The 18,920-nt window shown below is 45.7% G+C and carries 14 protein-coding genes; 4 read left to right on the top strand and 10 right to left on the bottom strand.

Annotated features, from left to right (window positions below; genetic code table 11):
- Nucleotides 1–32: 32 nt before the first annotated feature.
- Nucleotides 33–1,043, bottom strand: a complete 1,011-nt coding sequence (locus H9630_RS01375; protein ID WP_191713699.1) for a GNAT family N-acetyltransferase — start codon at nucleotides 1,041–1,043, stop codon at nucleotides 33–35.
- A 315-nt stretch (nucleotides 1,044–1,358) separates the two neighbouring features.
- Here H9630_RS01375 and H9630_RS01370 point away from each other — a divergent pair, with 315 nt between their 5' ends.
- Nucleotides 1,359–2,255, top strand: coding sequence for a polysaccharide deacetylase family protein (locus H9630_RS01370; RefSeq protein ID WP_191713698.1), 897 nt, complete (start codon nucleotides 1,359–1,361; stop codon nucleotides 2,253–2,255).
- Between the two features lie 33 nt (nucleotides 2,256–2,288).
- Here H9630_RS01370 and H9630_RS01365 read toward each other — a convergent pair whose 3' ends face one another.
- Both H9630_RS01365 and galU read right to left on the bottom strand, forming a co-directional pair.
- Complete coding sequence (locus H9630_RS01365) at nucleotides 2,289–4,394, bottom strand: LTA synthase family protein (protein ID WP_191713697.1); 2,106 nt, start codon at nucleotides 4,392–4,394, stop codon at nucleotides 2,289–2,291.
- A gap of 182 nt (nucleotides 4,395–4,576) precedes the next feature.
- The gene (galU, locus tag H9630_RS01360) at nucleotides 4,577–5,458 is read right to left on the bottom strand and encodes a UTP--glucose-1-phosphate uridylyltransferase GalU (RefSeq protein ID WP_191713696.1); all 882 of its coding nucleotides are present in this window, start codon (nucleotides 5,456–5,458) and stop codon (nucleotides 4,577–4,579) included.
- Nucleotides 5,459–5,751: 293 nt separating this feature from the next.
- Between galU and H9630_RS01355 the strand changes: the two genes are divergently transcribed.
- The gene (locus H9630_RS01355) at nucleotides 5,752–8,139 is read left to right on the top strand and encodes an EAL domain-containing protein (protein ID WP_404825518.1); all 2,388 of its coding nucleotides are present in this window, start codon (nucleotides 5,752–5,754) and stop codon (nucleotides 8,137–8,139) included.
- 48 nt (nucleotides 8,140–8,187) lie between these two features.
- Here H9630_RS01355 and H9630_RS01350 read toward each other — a convergent pair whose 3' ends face one another.
- Together H9630_RS01350 and H9630_RS01345 are read right to left on the bottom strand one after the other, a co-directional pair.
- Nucleotides 8,188–9,381 (bottom strand): cation:proton antiporter, encoded by a 1,194-nt coding sequence (locus H9630_RS01350; protein WP_191713695.1) that lies wholly within the window; start codon nucleotides 9,379–9,381, stop codon nucleotides 8,188–8,190.
- A 93-nt stretch (nucleotides 9,382–9,474) separates the two neighbouring features.
- A complete protein-coding gene (locus H9630_RS01345) occupies nucleotides 9,475–9,858 on the bottom strand; it encodes a helix-turn-helix domain-containing protein (RefSeq protein WP_191713694.1) in 384 nt (127 codons plus the stop codon).
- Between the two features lie 193 nt (nucleotides 9,859–10,051).
- Here H9630_RS01345 and H9630_RS01340 point away from each other — a divergent pair, with 193 nt between their 5' ends.
- Nucleotides 10,052–10,828, top strand: coding sequence for an SGNH/GDSL hydrolase family protein (locus tag H9630_RS01340; RefSeq protein WP_191713693.1), 777 nt, complete (start codon nucleotides 10,052–10,054; stop codon nucleotides 10,826–10,828).
- A gap of 63 nt (nucleotides 10,829–10,891) precedes the next feature.
- Here the strand turns inward: H9630_RS01340 and H9630_RS01335 are convergent, their stop codons facing one another.
- Nucleotides 10,892–11,866, bottom strand: a complete 975-nt coding sequence (locus tag H9630_RS01335; RefSeq protein WP_191713692.1) for a N(5)-(carboxyethyl)ornithine synthase — start codon at nucleotides 11,864–11,866, stop codon at nucleotides 10,892–10,894.
- Nucleotides 11,867–12,446: 580 nt separating this feature from the next.
- Entirely contained in the window at nucleotides 12,447–12,830 is a 384-nt protein-coding gene (locus H9630_RS01330; RefSeq protein ID WP_191713691.1) for a VOC family protein, read from the bottom strand.
- Between the two features lie 174 nt (nucleotides 12,831–13,004).
- Between H9630_RS01330 and H9630_RS01325 the strand changes: the two genes are divergently transcribed.
- Entirely contained in the window at nucleotides 13,005–14,621 is a 1,617-nt protein-coding gene (locus tag H9630_RS01325; RefSeq protein WP_191713690.1) for an aryl-sulfate sulfotransferase, read from the top strand.
- Nucleotides 14,622–14,673: 52 nt separating this feature from the next.
- On the opposite strand, the gene H9630_RS01320 is transcribed toward H9630_RS01325, so the two are convergent.
- From H9630_RS01320 to H9630_RS01310, 3 genes are all read right to left on the bottom strand, one after another.
- Complete coding sequence (locus H9630_RS01320) at nucleotides 14,674–16,791, bottom strand: LTA synthase family protein (RefSeq protein WP_191713689.1); 2,118 nt, start codon at nucleotides 16,789–16,791, stop codon at nucleotides 14,674–14,676.
- Nucleotides 16,792–16,977: 186 nt separating this feature from the next.
- On the bottom strand, nucleotides 16,978–17,931 hold the full coding sequence (locus H9630_RS01315) for a hypothetical protein (protein WP_191713688.1): 954 nt from the start codon (nucleotides 17,929–17,931) through the stop codon (nucleotides 16,978–16,980).
- A gap of 135 nt (nucleotides 17,932–18,066) precedes the next feature.
- Nucleotides 18,067–18,876, bottom strand: coding sequence for a GNAT family N-acetyltransferase (locus tag H9630_RS01310; protein ID WP_225218311.1), 810 nt, complete (start codon nucleotides 18,874–18,876; stop codon nucleotides 18,067–18,069).
- Between the last annotated feature and the right edge of the window lie 44 nt (nucleotides 18,877–18,920).

The raw sequence follows: 18,920 nt of genomic DNA, 5'->3' as shown, positions 1-18,920 counted from the left end.
GCAGACTTTTTACTAGAGAGCCTATTGTTTTTTTAAGGAACAACAGGTTCTTCAAGATTCTTCTTTGAACGATATGTCGGAAATGATCCTGTGCCCACTTCTGTCCCCACCGTTTTGCAAAGCAATTCATAGACTTTCTGATTCCATATCTTATAGCTGACATAGTACTTGAATTCTGTATTTTTGCCGAATTGTTTTTTCAGCAAGTACAACGGATCATCGATCTCGCCTGTGACACCGCCGCCTTCGTGAATCAGTTCTATTCCATTTTCTTTCCCCCACATCACCAGTGCCTGGCGCATGACAAATGCCGGAGACAGATGATGAAATTCCTCCATGGTACCGGACAGATGGATATGGATAAATTTATCGTAGACCATATTCAGCCCCATTGCGATCGCTTGGCCTTCATATAGAATTTCCACTAATAAAATATGTTCACCCAAATGCTCGAGCATCTCTTTGAAATAGTCATCATTGAAATAATAGACAGCCTCAGCATTTTTCCTGCCCATCGTGCGATAGTAAATGCGCTTGAATTCTTCCAAATCGGGCGGATTTACTGTCACTCTATACTCCACGCCTGCCGCCAACGCCTTTCGGATGCTTTTTTGCTTAGACTTGGAAAACTCCGATTTGATCGGATCTTCGTAATCCTTTAAGTTTGTTCCGGTAGTGTAACGGCGGAATGTCAATTCATAGCTGCTGTTAAAATCCTGTGCATTTGTAAATAAAGGATGAAAACGGACAAATTCACTGACGATGTTCTCTTTTCGGCAATATTCTTCAAAGGCGTCGTGGAATGCGTGAACCAATTGGCTCTCGCTGCCTTCTTGGCAATTGATGATTCTTGGTCCTCCATAGCCATAAGGGGTACTGATGTCATAATAGGACTCTTCATTGATGCATATCGGAATAAGCCGTTTGATGAACAAGTGGCTGACATTCCCTAATGGATGCTGGAATTCAAAAACTTCGCATGTCCCCTGCTCAATCTTTTCATACAAACGCCCGTAATCACGTTCAAAGTAAATATCTTTCACTTGGGCCTTGCCTCCTTGTAGCTGTTCTTTGCCAGTAGCAAAGTCAGTATTCTTGTTGAATTTCCAACCGTTTACATTATTTCATCTATAGTTAGATAGTTTATCATACTTCCAAAGAATTTCCACAAATAATACTGATTAATTAGATTATTTAGATTACTTACGCAAAATATTTTATAAATTTCATATGACCAATCCATCATTTTGCTGTCTTAAATTTTTCATTGACAACTTCCATTATTTATCAGATACTCTTTAACAGTACTTATTAACTACGGAGAGGATCTTTTCATGCATCCTGTTAGAACTTATTAAATGAGAAAAATTGGATTAATCATAAGTATATTTATTTTAGCGTTTAGCTGTTTTGTCTTTTTCAGCATTCAAAACACAGGCAATTCGAATGAAGAGGCCACACTCGCCGACCCAAAAATTGGCCTAGTCAGCAATAGTACCGGCTCTATTGAAATACCTGTGTTGATGTACCATATTTTGTTGCCTGGACGGAACGATTCAATCAGCGTTGATCCGGCACGTTTCAAAGAACAAATGCTTGCTCTGGCATCTGCCGGGTATAACACTATAACCGAAGCTGAATTATTGGACTACTTGGAACAGAAGGCCGCACTTCCGGAAAAGCCGATTCTCATCACTTTTGATGATGGGTATCTGAGCAATTACACAGAAGCCTTTCCCATACTGAAAGAACTGAACATGAAAGCAAGCATTTACGTGGTTGCCAGCCGGATTTTTGAGGATAGCGGCTCTATTGCAGGAGAATACCCAAAAATCTCTTGGAAGCAGGCCCGTGAAATGAGAGGAACCATCAGCATCCAAAGCCATACCTGGGACTCCCATTCAAAACAAGACAATGTACAATTGCAGAGTCGCGGCTTGATCACCGGACCTATGCAAATGGAGAATGGCATGGAAACACAAGCGGAATTCGAAGAGCGGGTCTATGCCGATTTTATGGCATCCAAAAATGCCATTGAACAGAATGTCGGCACCCAAGTAACTGCGATCAGCTATCCATACGGTGATTATTCAGCCGACACCATCCGCTTAGCTGAAAAAGCAGGGTACAAAATGGCCTTTACCGTAAACAGCGGCATGAACAGCCAAAGTTCACTTCCTTTCGAACTGAAACGCATCACCGCCGATGGTGAATATTCAGGTATCGAATTGATCAATAGAATAGAAGCCAATTAAAAAAGCAGCGGCCCGAAATTTCGGCCGCTGCTTTTACTTTTTGCTTGTTGCCACAGTTTCTTCAATTGTAAATTCAGACGTTTCTTTTAATACGGCTCCTCTGGAGTTGTAGACAACCACTTGAATCGCTGCATCTTCTTTCACTTGATCTTTCAACACACTGAAAACTGCCAAACCTTGCTCCGCTGGCTGCCATTCGGCAGTGACAGGCTCACCATCAACCAGGACTTCTGAAAATCTGGGAGCTCCTTCAACATAAAATTCATAGGAATCTGTAGTTTCCAGCACTTTCTGCGCATGCATTTCAGTGTAAAGCCCTAAATGGTAATCCGCAGAAGGCCTTCTGACAAGGTCCGGCATCAAGTATTCTGAATAACGCTTGCCATGAAGCAGATCGTATTGGATCATCTGCAGGTCTTTCATCTGCTGGGTCTGCGGACCCATTTCACTTTGCCATTGATTGTACGGAATTACCGAATCTCCTTGTTCCCGCATATCGTCCAGTATCGCTGTCACCGTATTGCCCTGGATGCCTGCCATCTCAAGTGCCAAGGCACTGAACTGGTTAGGTGTGACATCAAGTTCTGCGGGTTGATTGCCATCGGATTTCCAGATGAAATACGGCACTTTATGGGTGGCAATAAAATCGTCGTAATCCCCCAGCATGTCGTTCGCAATGCCTGTGCCCGCTTCTCCATATATCGCTTCATTATCTGAAAAGGACGGATAATGATCTCCGAAAAACACCAGGATTGCCGGCTCGCCACGCGCTTCGATCTCTTCCACCATTCGCCCGAGTTCGGCATCAGCACCATGTACTTTCCCCGTATAATTGGCTAAATACTGTTTTGTTTCCTCCGGCAACGTGCCGCTATTCATAAATTCCGATTGCTCGGTTTTGTAATAAGGACTATGGCCTTCAGCAGCCACTGCATGAATAAAATCCGGTCCTTCGGTTCTGTCCAGCGTCGCTATGACTGAATCGGTTATGTGCTTGTCTTTTGGAAACCCTTTTCCGGGATCGTTGGGTTGGTCTAAATCCATGAATTCACCCGAGATAAAACGGTTAAAGCCCATTTGGCGATACACCGATTCACGCTGGTAAAACCAGCCGAAGTAGGAATGGATTGCTGTTGTTTCATAATTCGCTTCCCTGAAAGCATAAGCCGCGGACGGCAACGGCTTGGTAATATACAACTGGTACGGCACGAAATTCGCCGGCATAAACTGCATACTGAAGCCAGTCAACGCCTCGAATTCTACATTGGCCGTCCCACCCCCGAATTCTGAGGAATACATTCCGCCATGCAGTGATTCCTTATAGAGACGGCGGAAATTAGGGACTGGATCTTTAGCAAAATGCTGCTCCCCAAATAAATATGGATCAACGAACGATTCACTCATCAGGAAAATGACATTCGGTTTTTCTCCGCCCGTTCTTTCATCCGGCTGGTACTTTTCCGCAATGGTTTTCATGTTATCTGCAGAAAAACCTTCAGGCGGTTCAATTCGGGAATTTTTAGCCAGCATGACGAAGTTGCCGAAGACGCCGTTGCGCATCAGTGCTAATTCCAACTTCCACCACGTATTTTCAAAGTTCGCGTTTTCCATTGGAGAGGCCGGCTTGTCGGTCCACATCATCACCAGGAACAACACGGAAACAAGAAAAACTCCTGTCTTCAGAATCCAATTTTCCTTCAGCTTCGGTACACAAAATAGAATTGCTGCAACTAACACAATAAAAGCCAAACCAATGCCCGCCAGCAACGGAACATTGATGCCGACCGGCTGCTCCAGACTGCCCAATTCTTTCAGCAGCGCAAAATCCCCGAGTGAAATCGGCGAGCTGCGGAGCTCCATTTTCACTTGATTGGCATAAGCGAAGACCACCAAAAAGCTGCTCAAGATCAGACTTGTAACCATGAACCATTTTCTTGGCAGGATATACAATAGATTGAATAATGCCAGCATCAGCAGCACATTGACCATAAAGCGCTCCGGCAATTCCGCCACCCATTCCCGTAGCGGCAAAGTCAGCACTTCACGGACCAGCCGTTCACTGACATACAATGTTGCAAGCGGCAAGCCGACCATGAAGAAAAGCATCAACAGCCACACCGCTATTTTTTTGAAACTCAAATTTCTCACCACTTCAAACACTCATTTCTTTTAGAGTCGATTATAAAAATTTCAAATCCTATTCCAATGGATATAGAACCTTTTCAGTGTACCATTATCTGCCGGCTGCAATAACCGGCTGCAGGCAAAAAAACGCTTCGCCTTAGTGGCTGAAGCGCTTTGCTTTATCTATACACAGGCCATCACTTTTCGTTGATATACGACTCTTTTAACTTTTCATCAAATAACTTCAGCAACCGATCTTTCAATTCAGGGCGCTTCAACGCAAATTCAATGGTCGTTTCGATAAAGCCGTATTTCTCACCAACGTCAAAACGACGTCCTTCAAATTCATAGGCATAGACCGATTGGACTTCATTCAGCATTTGAATAGCATCCGTCAGTTGGATTTCGCCGCCTGCGCCAAGCTGGTGGCGGCCCAAAAACTCAAAAATTTCCGGTGTCAGGATGTAACGCCCCATAATGGCATAATTCGAAGGCGCCGTTCCCGCGGCGGGCTTCTCGACGAAATTATCAACTTTGATCAATTTCCCGTCAATTGAAACAGGATTGATGATGCCGTAGCGGTGGGTTTCATCTTCCGGCACCTGCTGAACACCGATAATGCTTTTGCCGGTCTCTTCATTTTGCTTCATTAACTGACCCAGGCATGGCTCTTCATTCTCCACAATGTCATCGCCCAATAAGACAGCAAACGGTTCATTGCCGATAAAGCGGCGCGCAGACCAAATAGCATGTCCGAGGCCCAGCGGCTCTTTTTGTCGGATGTAATGGATTTCGACAGTAGATGTTTCCAAAACAGAATCCAGCATATCGGTCTTGCCTTTTTTCAACAGCGTATCTTCAAGTTCGAAAGCATGATCGAAATGGTCTTCAATCGCACGCTTGCCTTTGCCCGTTACGATGATGATATCTTCAATTCCCGAAGCGATCGCTTCTTCGACTATGTATTGAATAGTGGGTTTATCAACGATGGGCAACATTTCCTTCGGCATGGCTTTTGTCGCTGGCAAGAATCGTGTTCCGAGCCCCGCAGCCGGAATAATCGCTTTTTTGACTTTCATCTCTTCACCTTCCCAATCCACATTTTTGACTGATACAACTCATTGCATACATTTTGCTGAATCCGAACAATGTTCTACAAATAAACCAAATTATTTTCTTTATTTTCCATTTACTATTCAGTATAAAGTAGTCCGAGCAAATAAGCACCATTGAGTTGACAGAAATTTAAATTTATTATCAAAACAGTAGTAAGATGCTAAAATAAATGGACTATAGATCTATAAATCTATTAATAACTTCCTGTTTTTTCTGTATAGTTAACCCTAAACACCCATTCAAGTTAAAAGAAAGAGTGAACTTTTTGAACTTATTACCATTATCTTACGATTGGCCATTACTTGTTTTATCCATTGCTGTCGTTTTCATTTCTGCTTATACAGCTTTAACTATAAGCAGCACATTATTTTCCACTGTCGGCAGAGATCGGGTTAAATGGATTCTTCATGGCGCTCTGGTCATGGGCCTTGGAATTTGGTCCATGCATTTCATCGGCATGCTGGCTTCCCATGTATCAGTGGAGGTCACTTATCATACACCCTTAGTCATTCTTTCTATTTTCCCTGCCTTATTTGCCAGCGGAATTGCCTTTGCCATCACCAGCAAACCACAAGTCCGCAAAATAGAAGTGGCCATAGGTGCCATAATGATTACAATCGGCATTATTGCCATGCATTACAGCGGTATGGCAGCTATGCAGATGCAGGCCAACATCCAATACGATGTGCCTTTGGTTATCCTGTCAGTTTTCGTCGCTTTGGCCGCTTCGCTCCTGGCGATGTTCCTGCTGTTTTATGCGCGGGCACGCAGCAAGCTGATTGGACTGAAAGTCGTTAGTGCAGCATTGATTGCCATAGGCGTTTCAGGAATGCATTATGTCGGCATGGCAGCTGTGCAATTTAAAATGGATTCACACACACATACAATGGCCGGAAATACGATGGGCAGCAGTTATATTGCCTATAATGTCGGAATTGGGATGGCGCTGATTTTGCTGATTGCCATTACCAGCATCCGCAGTGAGACGAAAGTGAAGTCGCTGTCAGACGATTACGATCGCCAATTCCACTCGGTCATCGAGTCCACTGCAGACGGCATTGTCGTTACAGATGCTGCAGGAACCATTAGCCAATGGAATAATGGAGCTCAATCGCTTTTCGGCTACAGTAAAGAAGAGATCCAGCAACAGAATGTCCGAATGATTTTCGAACATCAAACTCATCCAAAACACGATTCATTGGACCTGATCGGCAAAACCATTGAATTGATTGGCTTTAAAAAAGATGGCACCCGATTTCCAGTGGAATTGTCCATGGGCACTTGGCAGATGGCGAACAGCGCTTATTACAGCCTGATCATCCGGGACATCACCGAACGGAAGTCAACAGAAGAGAAAATCAGCAATCTCGTTTATTTGGATTCCTTGACCGAACTGCCGAACCGGCGCTTATTCAACGATCGTCTCGAGTCGTCAATCGATCAGGCAGCAGTCAATGGGAAAGTGCTGTCTATCCTTTATCTGGACCTTGACCAATTTAAACTGATCAACGACACTTATGGCCATCAAACCGGGGATCGCCTGTTGGTTGAGGCAAGCACACGCATCAAATCCTGCCTTTCAAAAACAGATACGCTAGCACGCCTTGGCGGCGATGAATTCATCGTATTGCTGCTGAATGCGGATTACACGAAAACAGAAGCGGTTGCACAAAAAATTCTCGGTGCGCTGAACGAACCTTTCCTATTAAATGATGAGACCGTCTTTACTACTTCGTCAATCGGCGGCAGCCTCTTCCCTTCTGATGGCCAGTCACCGGAAATACTGGTCAAGAATGCCGACATCGCCATGTACCGCGCCAAAGAGGAAGGGCGAAACAACTTCCAATTCTTCACTTCCGAAATGAATGAGTTGGTCTCACGGAAATCCAAAATTTCCATGAGTATCCGTAAAGGATTGGAGCTTGGCGAGTTTACGGTCCATTACCAGCCGCAGATCGACATCACGTCCGAAAAAATCATCGGCGTCGAAGCGTTGGTCCGCTGGAATCACTCGCTTTTGGGACCGATTTCTCCAGCAGAATTCATTCCCATCGCGGAAGAAAACAGCATGATTCTCCAGATCGGCGAATACGTTCTCCATACGGCCTGCCAGCAGAATAAATCCTGGCAGGATGCTGGTTTAGACCCTTTCCGTGTAGCTGTAAACATTTCTGCAAAGCAGTTTTCCCAAGGCAATATCGCTGAAATCGTTACATCCGCTTTGTACCAGTCAGGGCTAGCTCCTGAGTTTTTGGAACTCGAATTGACTGAAAGCATCATCCAAGGAACAGCTTCCGCCATTTCAAAAATGCAGGAATTGAAAGCTATGGGCATCCATTTGTCGATTGATGATTTCGGCACGGGTTATTCCTCCTTGAGCTATTTGAAAATGTTCCCGATTGATACATTAAAAATCGACCAGCATTTCACACGCAATATCCACAGCAATCCCAAAGACGCGGCTCTGGTTGATACCATCATTCAGATGGCCCATAACCTGGAGCTGAATGTGATTGCAGAAGGGGTGGAAACGTTGGAACAACTGGCTTTTTTGAAAACCAAAAAATGCAACCAAGCTCAGGGCTATTTTTTCCATAAACCGATGCTTCCTGAAATGATTGAAGAATTATATGTAAAAGCATAAACAGAGCAGCCCCCGTGCAGAAGCCTTAGCTTCCATACGAGGGCTGTTTTATTTTGATTCCAATAATTTAGACAAAGGATGGATGCCCAGACTCTGGATGATCAGCGACAAGATGACCACGGAAAAACTGAGTGAAATCAACTCATCTGCAGCGCCTCCCGCCGCCATCACCCCGAGCTGGAGCAAGAGGAAAACCGACATCGAACCGCGTATGCCGGACCAGGAAATAAGCAGCGCTTTTTTCCAGATCGCTTCATGCTTAGTACCAGCCAACAGCTTGAACGTACCGCCGACGATCACAAAACGAATCGCGATACTGACGAATAAAATAAGGATGGCCAATAGCCAATTGTCCCAGACCAGATGCTCTGTCGCTTCAATGCCGATCAGTAAAAATAGCAGCGACAATAAGGAAGGTTCGACCACATCCCAAAATCCGGATAAGGCCTCCCGGTAATGGTCTTCCTTATTGGCATGGGAAAATTCCCAGGACAGCATGATGCCTGCTGAAACAGTCGCCAAAACACCCGAAAACCCGAAGCTTTCGGCCAGCTGAAAAGCCCCGTATGCCAAAGCGATACTGAGCATGACCTGGTAATCCCGGTGATGGGTGATATGGACGGCTTTGCTCAATAGCCACCCCACTGCAACGCCAAGAATAACACCGCCTGCCGAGACATAGAAAAACTCACCCAATGCCGACAGCACATCAAACGATTGCGATTCAAGATAGATCCCTGCCAATACACTGAACAAAACGATGCTGGTGCCGTCATTGATCATGGATTCTCCATCGACGATATCGGCGATGCTCTTGTCAGGCGAAGACTTTTTCAGGATTGAGACGACCGAAGCCGGATCTGTCGGCGCCAGAACTGCCGCAATCACCATCGCCCCTGCCAACGAGATGGAAAAGAACCAGCCCCCGATCCAATAGACCGCCAAACCGACCAACGCGATCGTCAATCCAAGTCCGACAGTACTGAGCAATCCGATGATGCCGGCATTTTTCCGCAGCGCGTCTGTAGAGAACTGATAAGCCGATACAAATAAAAGTCCCGGCAGAAAAACATCATAAATCATCGTTTTCGTCACTTCAATCTCCTTGAAATAAGGCAGGAATGACAAACCGATGCCAATCAGCACGAGTACAACCGGCACCGGAAAGTTCTCTTGTTTTTTATCAACTGTAAATGCCAAATAACCGATGCACAATAAAACCGTCGCCAAAGCCGCCGTCATGCCTATCTCCTCCAATACTTCCAAGTGACTGCCCGGCACTCTGTGCCCACTAAAAAAAGCATCCATCCATTGATGGCTGCTTTGCACTTTTTATTAGCCCTCTTTCAAGTCCGCAACCCGTCCTTGAAGCTGATCAGCTTCTTCTTTTAAGCGGCGTTTGACCTGTAGATAAGAGGTTACTTCTGAAAGTTCTTCTTGATTCACCGGCTGGTCATCTACAACCAGTTTGATGGAATTCAAATCCGTTAGGTTTAGAAGGTCCAATGTGTCAGAGATTTGTTCCCGTTCCAATAAGAAATCGACAGTCACTTTATAATAATCGGCCAATATTTCCAGATGGGAAACACTTACCTGCTTTTTGCCGCTTTCATATCCCCAAATCACTGTTTTTGCAAAACCTAATGCAAGCGCCAGCTCATCTACACTCAGCTGATTATCTTCTCTTAATTTTTTCAATTTCTCTCCTATTTGCTTCATTTCCGGCGCCTCCTTTATATCCGTGACAGTTATACATTACTTATATTGTTCCCCATTATAACCCTTTAAAACTACGAAAACAGCGCTTTTAAGGGATTTAAGCCTGAATACTCATAAAAATTCTGAAATTTTAGTTAATTATACTTCTTTCTATGGTAATATGTAATTACGTTTACTAAGAAAGGTAGGTAATATGATGCTCAACAAGTTAGTTTACGTACTTATCATTAGCCTAATCCTTGTGATTATCATCGGTGAAACCAACTTCGGCAATATCGAAATCACAGAAGAAACAGCACTCCTCCCTGAAACAAGCGGCGCTCAGGCAGTGGCCGCCGAAGAACCCGTGACGTTTGCGGAAAAACTGGCTGCAGGAGATTCTGTCACCATCGTCTTTCTAGGCGATTATGTGACGTCCCCCGATTCGCTGCCGGATGGCAATCCGAATCATGTGGCATTGCTGGAAAAATGGTTCGAATCCAATTATCCGGATCAAACAACAATCGTCAACGCCGGGATGAATGCCAATACTGTTTCCCATATGAAACAGCGCATTGGCAGTGACGTCTTGAATCATTCACCTGATTTGGTCGTCATTTCCGCAGGACTGAACGATGCACTCGGCGGCTGGAGGATTCCGGTTGAAGAGTATGCCAAAAACTACGGAGTGATGTTAGAGGAAATCACGGCATCGGGTGATACGGAAGTACTGATCCGCACGCCGAACCCGACTACTTCTGTCGGGGACAATAGAGAGATGATGCCTTATATGAAGGCAAGCGAAGCGTTGGCTGCTGCCAACAACGTTCATTTCTTTGATTTCTATCAAGTGATGGCTGCTGAAATCCATAGTGATGCCATCTCCCAAACGGCATTGATGCAGAATTCGCTGTACCCAAATACGAAAGGGCAAGCTTATTTGTTTGATAAGCTTAAAGTTTACATGGCTACGGAACTGATCGGTAAGTAAGAGGTCAATAAAAAACAGCCGCTCCGACGAAATCAATGATTTCACTGGAAACGGCTGTTTTCTTTATTTCACTAATAGGTTTCTGGCTTCTCTGAACTCTTTAATGTGGTGATCAATGATGTGGCCGTTTTCGATGACGACGGCATCACGGATCATGTCGGTCCAATTGCCTTCGACAAAGTTATCGACCATTGGGGAAAATCCTTCGCTCAGCACTTTCGTGACTGTGTGCGGGAACATTGCCGGCGTGTTGTCCACCGTGTAATGGATGATGCCATCCACTGTATAGACGGGATCATCGATGGTCGACGGACGGGACGTTTCGATTTCCATGTTCGGGTCACAGCTGACGTCGACGATCATCGCTCCTTTTTTCAGGCGTTTCAGATCTTCCTTATAAATGATGCGGTCTGTACGTGTCGTATCCCACATAACGCAGTTGACCAGCACATCGTAATTGCCCATGTTCTTGATGAACAGGGATTCCAGCTTGCGCCCGTAGACATCAACATCGGCACCTAAGCCGTGAAGAATGCGCAGCACACCTTTTGTCGTATGGCCATTTCCAAGAACCGCCACTTTCGTTTCGTAAGGCATTTTGCCGCAATATTGATACGCTTGAAGAATCGCCGCTTCTCCGGCAACTTCGCGGTTGCGGTAAAAGATGTAACGGCCGTCTTCGAACATTTCTTCCCAAGCGACCACTGTATGGTCTCCTGCAAGCACCGAATCTGTAAAGGCGATATCCTGAACGGCATGCGCCCAACCGATCAACAGTTTACCAGGTGTCAATTGATCGAAATAATCCGCGTTGCCCAGTTTCACATCGACAATGGCGTCACATTGGAGCACTTCTTCACGTGAAACGAATTGAGCGCCTGACACTTCATACTCGGCATCCGAGTAGCCCAATGCCTCGCCGTATCCTACTTCAAAAAATAACTGCTTGATGTTTTTGATATTCGGCATATCCTGCGGCAAAAGCGCTCTTCTTTTTTCATTGTTTTTGTGGCTGATGACAAATCCTATTGTGTACATAATAAACCTCCAATTAATGAACTGATGGTGAATCCTGATCGGCTGATAATAGACATTTCATACAGAATCGACCGGACAACCCTCAAAAATTGTCGAGTGAGTTAATATATTAATATCGTTTCCGTATAGCTGATCTATTTTGAATCATACCATATACCGGAAAAAATATAAGTACTTTGAAGCGTATCTATTAAATATATTTTTTTGATGCAACAACGCTATTTTTCGTCTGGAACAGGAAATGGAATTCCTGAATAAGCAGCTTTTCGTCCGTTATCTACAGAACCCGAAAAACGTTTTAATCATAATTCTATTACTTATAGACTGTAATTCTGGTCGCGGAGATTATAAGGAGGTGGCGTCACTATTCTTTAAATGCGAGACCAGCTATTCTTCCAGTTGTTGGACATACAGTCCAAACTCCGGCATATACAGTCCATTGGATACAAATACTGTCCGATTGAGGAAAATACGATCCGTTCTCACCTGAATACTGTTCAACACCCTAAAACCGCCGGATGCCCAACACGGGAAAGCGCAGGTCTGCGCTTTCCGCTTTTTTCTCTAGGCAGCAGCTTTTTCAGATCTGGCTCAGCCCGCAGAAAGCGCCGGCTGGATATTCGATGATGGCGTAGCTTCCTGGCACGATGGCGCCTTCGGGTTCGCGGTGGACGATGCCGCCGCGGTTTTGGCAGGCTTCGAGGCTTTGTTTCAGATCCGCAACCGCGAAATAGACGAGCCATAGCTGTGGCAATCCTTCATTGTCTCCCGCTTGATGACAAATTCCTGCAGCCGGATTTCCATCCGGCGTGTTCATCATATAATCAGCATAGTTTCCCATCTGAAAATCACTATGTCCCCACCCCACGACTTCCTTATAGAAATCGCGGACCGTTTCTGCATTATGAACCGTTAAATCTGAAGAAATGATGGATCCCGGCTGTACTTTGTTTTCTTCTGCCATTGGAAACACTCCTTTGCTTCGTTTTCAGTTGCATTCGCCACAAAGAATTCAAATTCCTTTAAATTCCCTTCATTGAAAGTAATAAAAATCCATCATAAAATTGAAATACAACTTTCATATATGGTAAAGTTACTAAGGTTTAATGATTCCGATCAACTAATGGAGGATTACATAATGAAACGAAAATTTTGGCTATCCGGTGCTGCACTGCTGGTTGCGGGCTTGCTCACCGGCTGCAGCGAAGAAGTGAAAATGAAGGATCACGGCGAAATAGAAGTTACGGTGGAAGAGCTTGAATTTCTCGATACGCGGGTGAGCCCTTCCAGTTCCGCTTATGACGTGAAAATTGTCGACCGGCTCCAAGAAGAGCTGGATGCCCTGAAACAGGAAGAAAACTATAAAGTGTCCGAGCCGCTTGCGGTCATGAATCCATTCGGCACCAATACCACCGGGCTTTATCTTCATTTTCAGGCAGCGGATTCCGGCACGTTGACGTATACGGTTTCTGCAGAAGGCACATCGGATTTCAAGCGTGACGCCAAAGACGCCAATCCGGAGTCGACTGAAGCGGAGTACCAATTGATCGGCCTCGTACCCGGTAAAGAAAATACCGTTGAAGTGACCTATATCAACGAAGAAGGCACAAAAGGCGATACTTATTCATTTAAAGTGGCGGCGCCTGCAACCATATCCGGCTACCCGATCACCATGGAACAGACGGCGTCTTCCGGAAATACGGAACTCGCTGACGGCTTGTTCGCGTTGATGGGTGTCAATAATTATGATGGCTACACGTTCCTGTTCGATAACGCAGGCACCATGCGCGCTGAAATCATTTCGGAAGATTACCGCATGGACCGGATGGTGGCTTACGAAGATTCGATGGTCTTCACCACGACCGACCAAAAGCTGGCACGGATGAACCCACTCGGCAAAATCACTGACACCTTTGAACTTAACGGCTACGTCATGCACCATGATTTTGTCATCAACGAAGACGGCCAAGTGCTGACGCTCGTTTCCGACCCGGCTAAAAACACCGTCGAAGACTTGGTGATGAGCATTGACTTGAACACCGGCGAACAAAAGCTGCTGGTCGATTTCAATGAACTGCTGAGCGGCTATAAGCAAAAAACGAAACCGGTGGAAACAGATGGCAAAAGCGTCTGGGACTGGCTTCATTTCAACTCCATTGACTTGGCAGGCGACTCGCTGATCCTCAGCGCGCGGGAAAATTCGACCATCGTTAAAGTTGATGACATCTATACGCAGCCGACCATCAATTACTTGATCGGCATTCACGACGTCTGGGAAGGCACCGAAGGCGAAGAGCTGCGGCTCAAAAAAAGCAGCGAATTTCCAAGCCAAGCAGGCCAGCATTCCGTTACCTATGTGGCGGACGACAGCTTGCCGGAAGGCCAATATTACTTGTATATGTACAACAATAATTACTGGTGGTACGAAAGCCGCCCGGATTACACAGGGGCAGTCATCCGTGACACCAGCCAGACTTTCGAAGCAAATGACCAGGACCGTTCCAAATTCACGAAGTTCCTGGTGGACGAAACCAACCGCAGCTATGACCGGGTCCAGGAATTCGACGTTCCTTATTCCTCCATCGTCAGCAATGCACAATCGACTGGCGACTCGATCGTCATCAACAGCGGCATGGCCAAGACCTTGGAAGAATACAGCGCAGAAGGCGAGCTTTTGGCCCAGTTCAAGTATGAGGCGAGCACGTTCTCTTACCGCGCATATAAATATGACTTTGCTGACTTTTGGTTTGACTAAAAGAGAGAAAAGGAGCACATGAAGTTTTGACTTCATGTGCTCCTTTTGCGTATTACGGCGTTTCCGCTATTTCAAAATAATCGGTGTTCCGCAGAATGTTTTCCAATGAATCGTATAGGGCAAACCGGAATTTTTCTCCAGCTTCTATATCGCTTTTATTGACTGTAAAAGCCGAAAGCCCGTTGCCGAGTTCATTCCATTCGGCCACTAGCTCTTCATCATTTTCACTCAATAATTTCGTGAACTTCGGAACGCCTTTGGTCAGGATTTCAAAGGAATTGCCGTTGTCCGTGATTTTCCGGACATCCATTTCCGGATACAGGCCAAGATGGTAATCGTCCGCAGGCTTGCCGATCAATCCAGGAATCGTTTTTTCAACATGGCGTTTGCCGTGAAGCAAATCAAATTGCATTTGGTGCAGGTCGCCCATTTCTTCTGTTTGTGCGCCCATCTGCTTTTGCCACTGGTTATACGGAATGACAGCATCGCCTTTTGCCCGCATGTCATCCAGAATGGCGGTCACTGTATTCCCTTTGACGCCGGCCATTTCCAAAGCGATGGCCCCGAATTGATTGGGCGACAAGTCCAGTTCTTTCGGCTCGTTGCCTTCCGACTTCCAAATGAAGTAAGGGACGTTGTGAGTATTGATGAAATCGTCGTAATCCCCCAGCATATTGTTCGCGATTTGCGTCCCTTGCGAACCGTAGACTTGGTTATTGTTCCCGAAAGTCGGGTAATGATCGCCGAAGAAAACCAAAATCGACGGCTCGTCACGTTTTTCGAGTTCTTCTACAAGGCGGCCGATTTCTTTGTCGACGCTGTTCATCTTATCGGTGAATTTATTCAAGTACTGCCGGGTGATGTCCGGAAGTTCACCGGTTTTCACCAATTCGGACTCTTCCTGCGGCTTATAAGGCTGATGTCCCTCAACCGCTACAGCATGGACAAAATCCAGTCCTTCGGTCGTGTCCAGGGTTTCCAGCACCGAATTGGTGATGTTATGGTCTTTCGGAAAGCCCCAGCCGGAACCAAGCGCGTGGTCCAGATCCATCATTTCCCCGGAAATAAATTGATCAAAGCCCAGCAGACGATAAACCGATTCCCGCTGGTAATACCAGCCGAAATACGAATGGATGGCGGTCGTTTCATATCCGGCGTCCTTGAATGCATAAGCAGCGGAAGGCAAAGGCTTCTTGACATACAGCTGATACGCGACAGAACTGTCCGGCATGAACTGTCGGCTCAAACCGGTCAACGCTTCAAATTCCACGTTCGCCGTTCCCCCGCCGAATTCCGGCGAATACATAGTGCCATGCATCGATTCATCGTACAGCTTGCGGAAATTCGGAATCGGGTCCTGGGTGAAATGTTCTTCCCCAAAATGATACGGGTCGATAAAGGCTTCACTCATGAGAATAATGACGTTCGGCTTTTCTTCTGTCGTGCTTTCGCCCGGCACATAGTCTTTGCCAATCGTTTCAATAGTGTTTCTTGAATAGCCTTCCGGCGGGTCAATTTTTGCCTGTTGCGCCAGCAAGACAAAGTTGCCGAACAAGCCGTTTCTCATCGTTCCGACTTCCTGCTGCCACCAGGTATTTTGGAATTGCACTTTTTCCATCGGTGAAAACGGATAGCCCGTCCATAAAATGGCCAGGAACGCCATGGACAGGACCGAGACGCCGATTTTCAGCACCCACCATTCTTTGATTTTCGGTACGAGCCAAAAAATGGCAACAGTGACAACCAGAAAAGCCACACTTCCCCCGAGAATGAGCGGCATCGACAAATCGACGGGATTTTCCAATCCACGCAGTTCATTGAGCAAAGCGAAATCGCCAAGGGAAATCGGGGAATTGCGCAGCTCGATTTTCATATTATTGGCCACCGCAAAAATAACCAGGATACAGCTCACCAGAAAACTGGTGAACATGAACCATTTGCGCGGCAGAATATACAAGACATTGAAGACCGCAATTAAGATGATGATATTCAAGGCAAAGCGTTTGGTAAACTCCGTCGTCCAGACAGAAAACGGCATGTCCAACGCTTTTCGGACAATCGTTTCACTGACATACAACGTCAGAAACGGCAAGCCGACCATAAAACATACAGTCAGCATCCAGACGATGAGCTTTTTGACGGTGATTTTCTTGGAAAGATTAGTAAACAACGGACTCACTCTTTTCTGTAATTCAAACTCTGCACAAACTATTCCGATAGTGGATTATTCCGTTTAGTATAGCATCTTTTTTTGATTTTATTAATAAAGACGTAATGTTTTTTACGTTCAGTTTACAATAGAACCTTTACATCCACGGATTCCATTCATAAAAAAAAAAGAAGCCGGAGCTTCTTTTTACATCAACTGTTTTTTCACCATTTCCACCATGTAAGCCATATCCTCTAAATTGTAGCGTTGATCGCATGGCAGCGGCAGGATGTTCGCGGCATATTGGTATTCGATGCTATCTTCCGGACAGTCGTCCAGAACGTTTGGCCAAAGCAGCGGGATGTAGATTTTCTGCTGGGCCAGCTTGTTTCGGATGGGTATGCCGTCCTCCACCAGCAACGGGTAGGCGAATGCGCCTTCCGGTTTGGTCAGATTCATTTGGTTATCTGCACCCAATTGTTGTTCCAGATAAGCGTAGTTTTCATTTCTGATGCGGCAGCTCTTGTCGTAGTCAATGGCGCCCATCAGATTGCGGGTCAGTTTGGACATTGCCAGGAGCGGCGTTTCATCGAGTACACCGTCGTTGCTGTGAAAATCATGGTAATATTCACTTGCCGGCGCCTCGTAACGGCCAAGTATATGCTTCATGCGGTCTTTAGAAATGTCCTGCTCGAGCGTTTCATGCAGAATTGCATCAGTTGCCAAATAAGAACCGTCCGGCACCCCGAAGAATTTGCGGCAGGAATAGATTGTATCGACACCGGGCAATGGCTTCTGGAAAAAAGCCTGGCTATGATCCAGAATCACCTGCCCATAATGCTGCTTCAATGCCTGTGTCTTTTCTTCCGTAATTTGCCCATAAAAATTCACGATGTACAAGTATTCGCCAGGTGCCAGTTCTTCATCAAAAATCGGCTGAAATTCCTGGTCCACATGATAATACTCAAATTCATAGCCATACTTCACCAGCTGCCTGCTAACAGAGTCGCATAAGTAATAGGGAATATGCAATTTGGTGATGCGCCGCGCTTTAAGCAGGTACAGCAGGGCATGCCGACCGGTATTAAGCCCGATCAGGCCTTTGTAAAATTCAGTGCCTGCCAGATTATCCAACCCAAAGTATCCACCAATCTCTTTCATAACGAACCTCCTACTGTTTCTTGGAACAAGCTTTTAACTTGCTGTTTTTCATTAAATGGTCAAGACCGAACTTAGAAATTGGCGCCCTTTGAACTTTTTATTATTCCTAAAAGCAGATTACGCGACAACGTTCCGCTATTTGATGGCCACAAGACACCCTTGACTCCGGTAAGCAGGAAACTGCTCCAGATCGGCTGGCGGATTTGCGGATTTGCACAACGATTCGTAAACTGCCGGGTTCCAAACTTTCCGGCCGATAAAGTAATCGAACTCCTCATTACGTCCAAATTTTTTCTTGAACAAGTAGAGTTTGTCATCCGGTTCACCAGTTCGCCCGCCACCATGGTGAATCAATGTTTTCCCTTGTTCTTTCCCCCACAACACAAGAGCGTATTGCAGCACATAAGCAGGAGCCAGCCCGTGGTATTCCTGAAGCGTTCCGGTAAGATGAACGTGAATAAAGTCGCCGCAGACAAAGCTTAAACTCATGCCGATAACGTCTCCCTGATAAGTCACTTCCACCACCACTAAATAAGGCCCCAGCAAATCAATGCAATTCTGGAAGTACTCATCATTGAAATAATAAATCGCCTGGGCATCATTTCGCTCCATAGTCGAATAATACAATTCCTTAAAGTCATTCAGATTTTCAGGATGCTCGATAATCCGGTACTCCACACCAGCCTTCAACGCACGCCGGATATCTCTTCTGCAGGAAGCTGAATACTCAGTAAGAATGGGATCATCTGTATCTGCAAGGTTGGTCTGGATGGTATGGCGTTTAAAGCTCAGTTCATAGCAAGCACTGAAATCCAAGTGGTTTTTCACGACCGGATGAAAACGGACAAACTCGGCAACGATTCCGTTTTTAAGGCAATGATCGCCGAATGCCTGCTGGAAATCCGCGGCCAGCGCTAACCTGTCGCCGTCTTTGCAGCTGATCATACGCGGGCCGCCATATCCATATGGCGTTACCAAATCATAAAAAA

It is taken from the genome of Planococcus wigleyi (assembly GCF_014836985.1).
Taxonomy (GTDB): domain Bacteria; phylum Bacillota; class Bacilli; order Bacillales_A; family Planococcaceae; genus Planococcus; species Planococcus notacanthi.
This window is presented reverse-complemented; position numbering and strand designations above follow the sequence as displayed.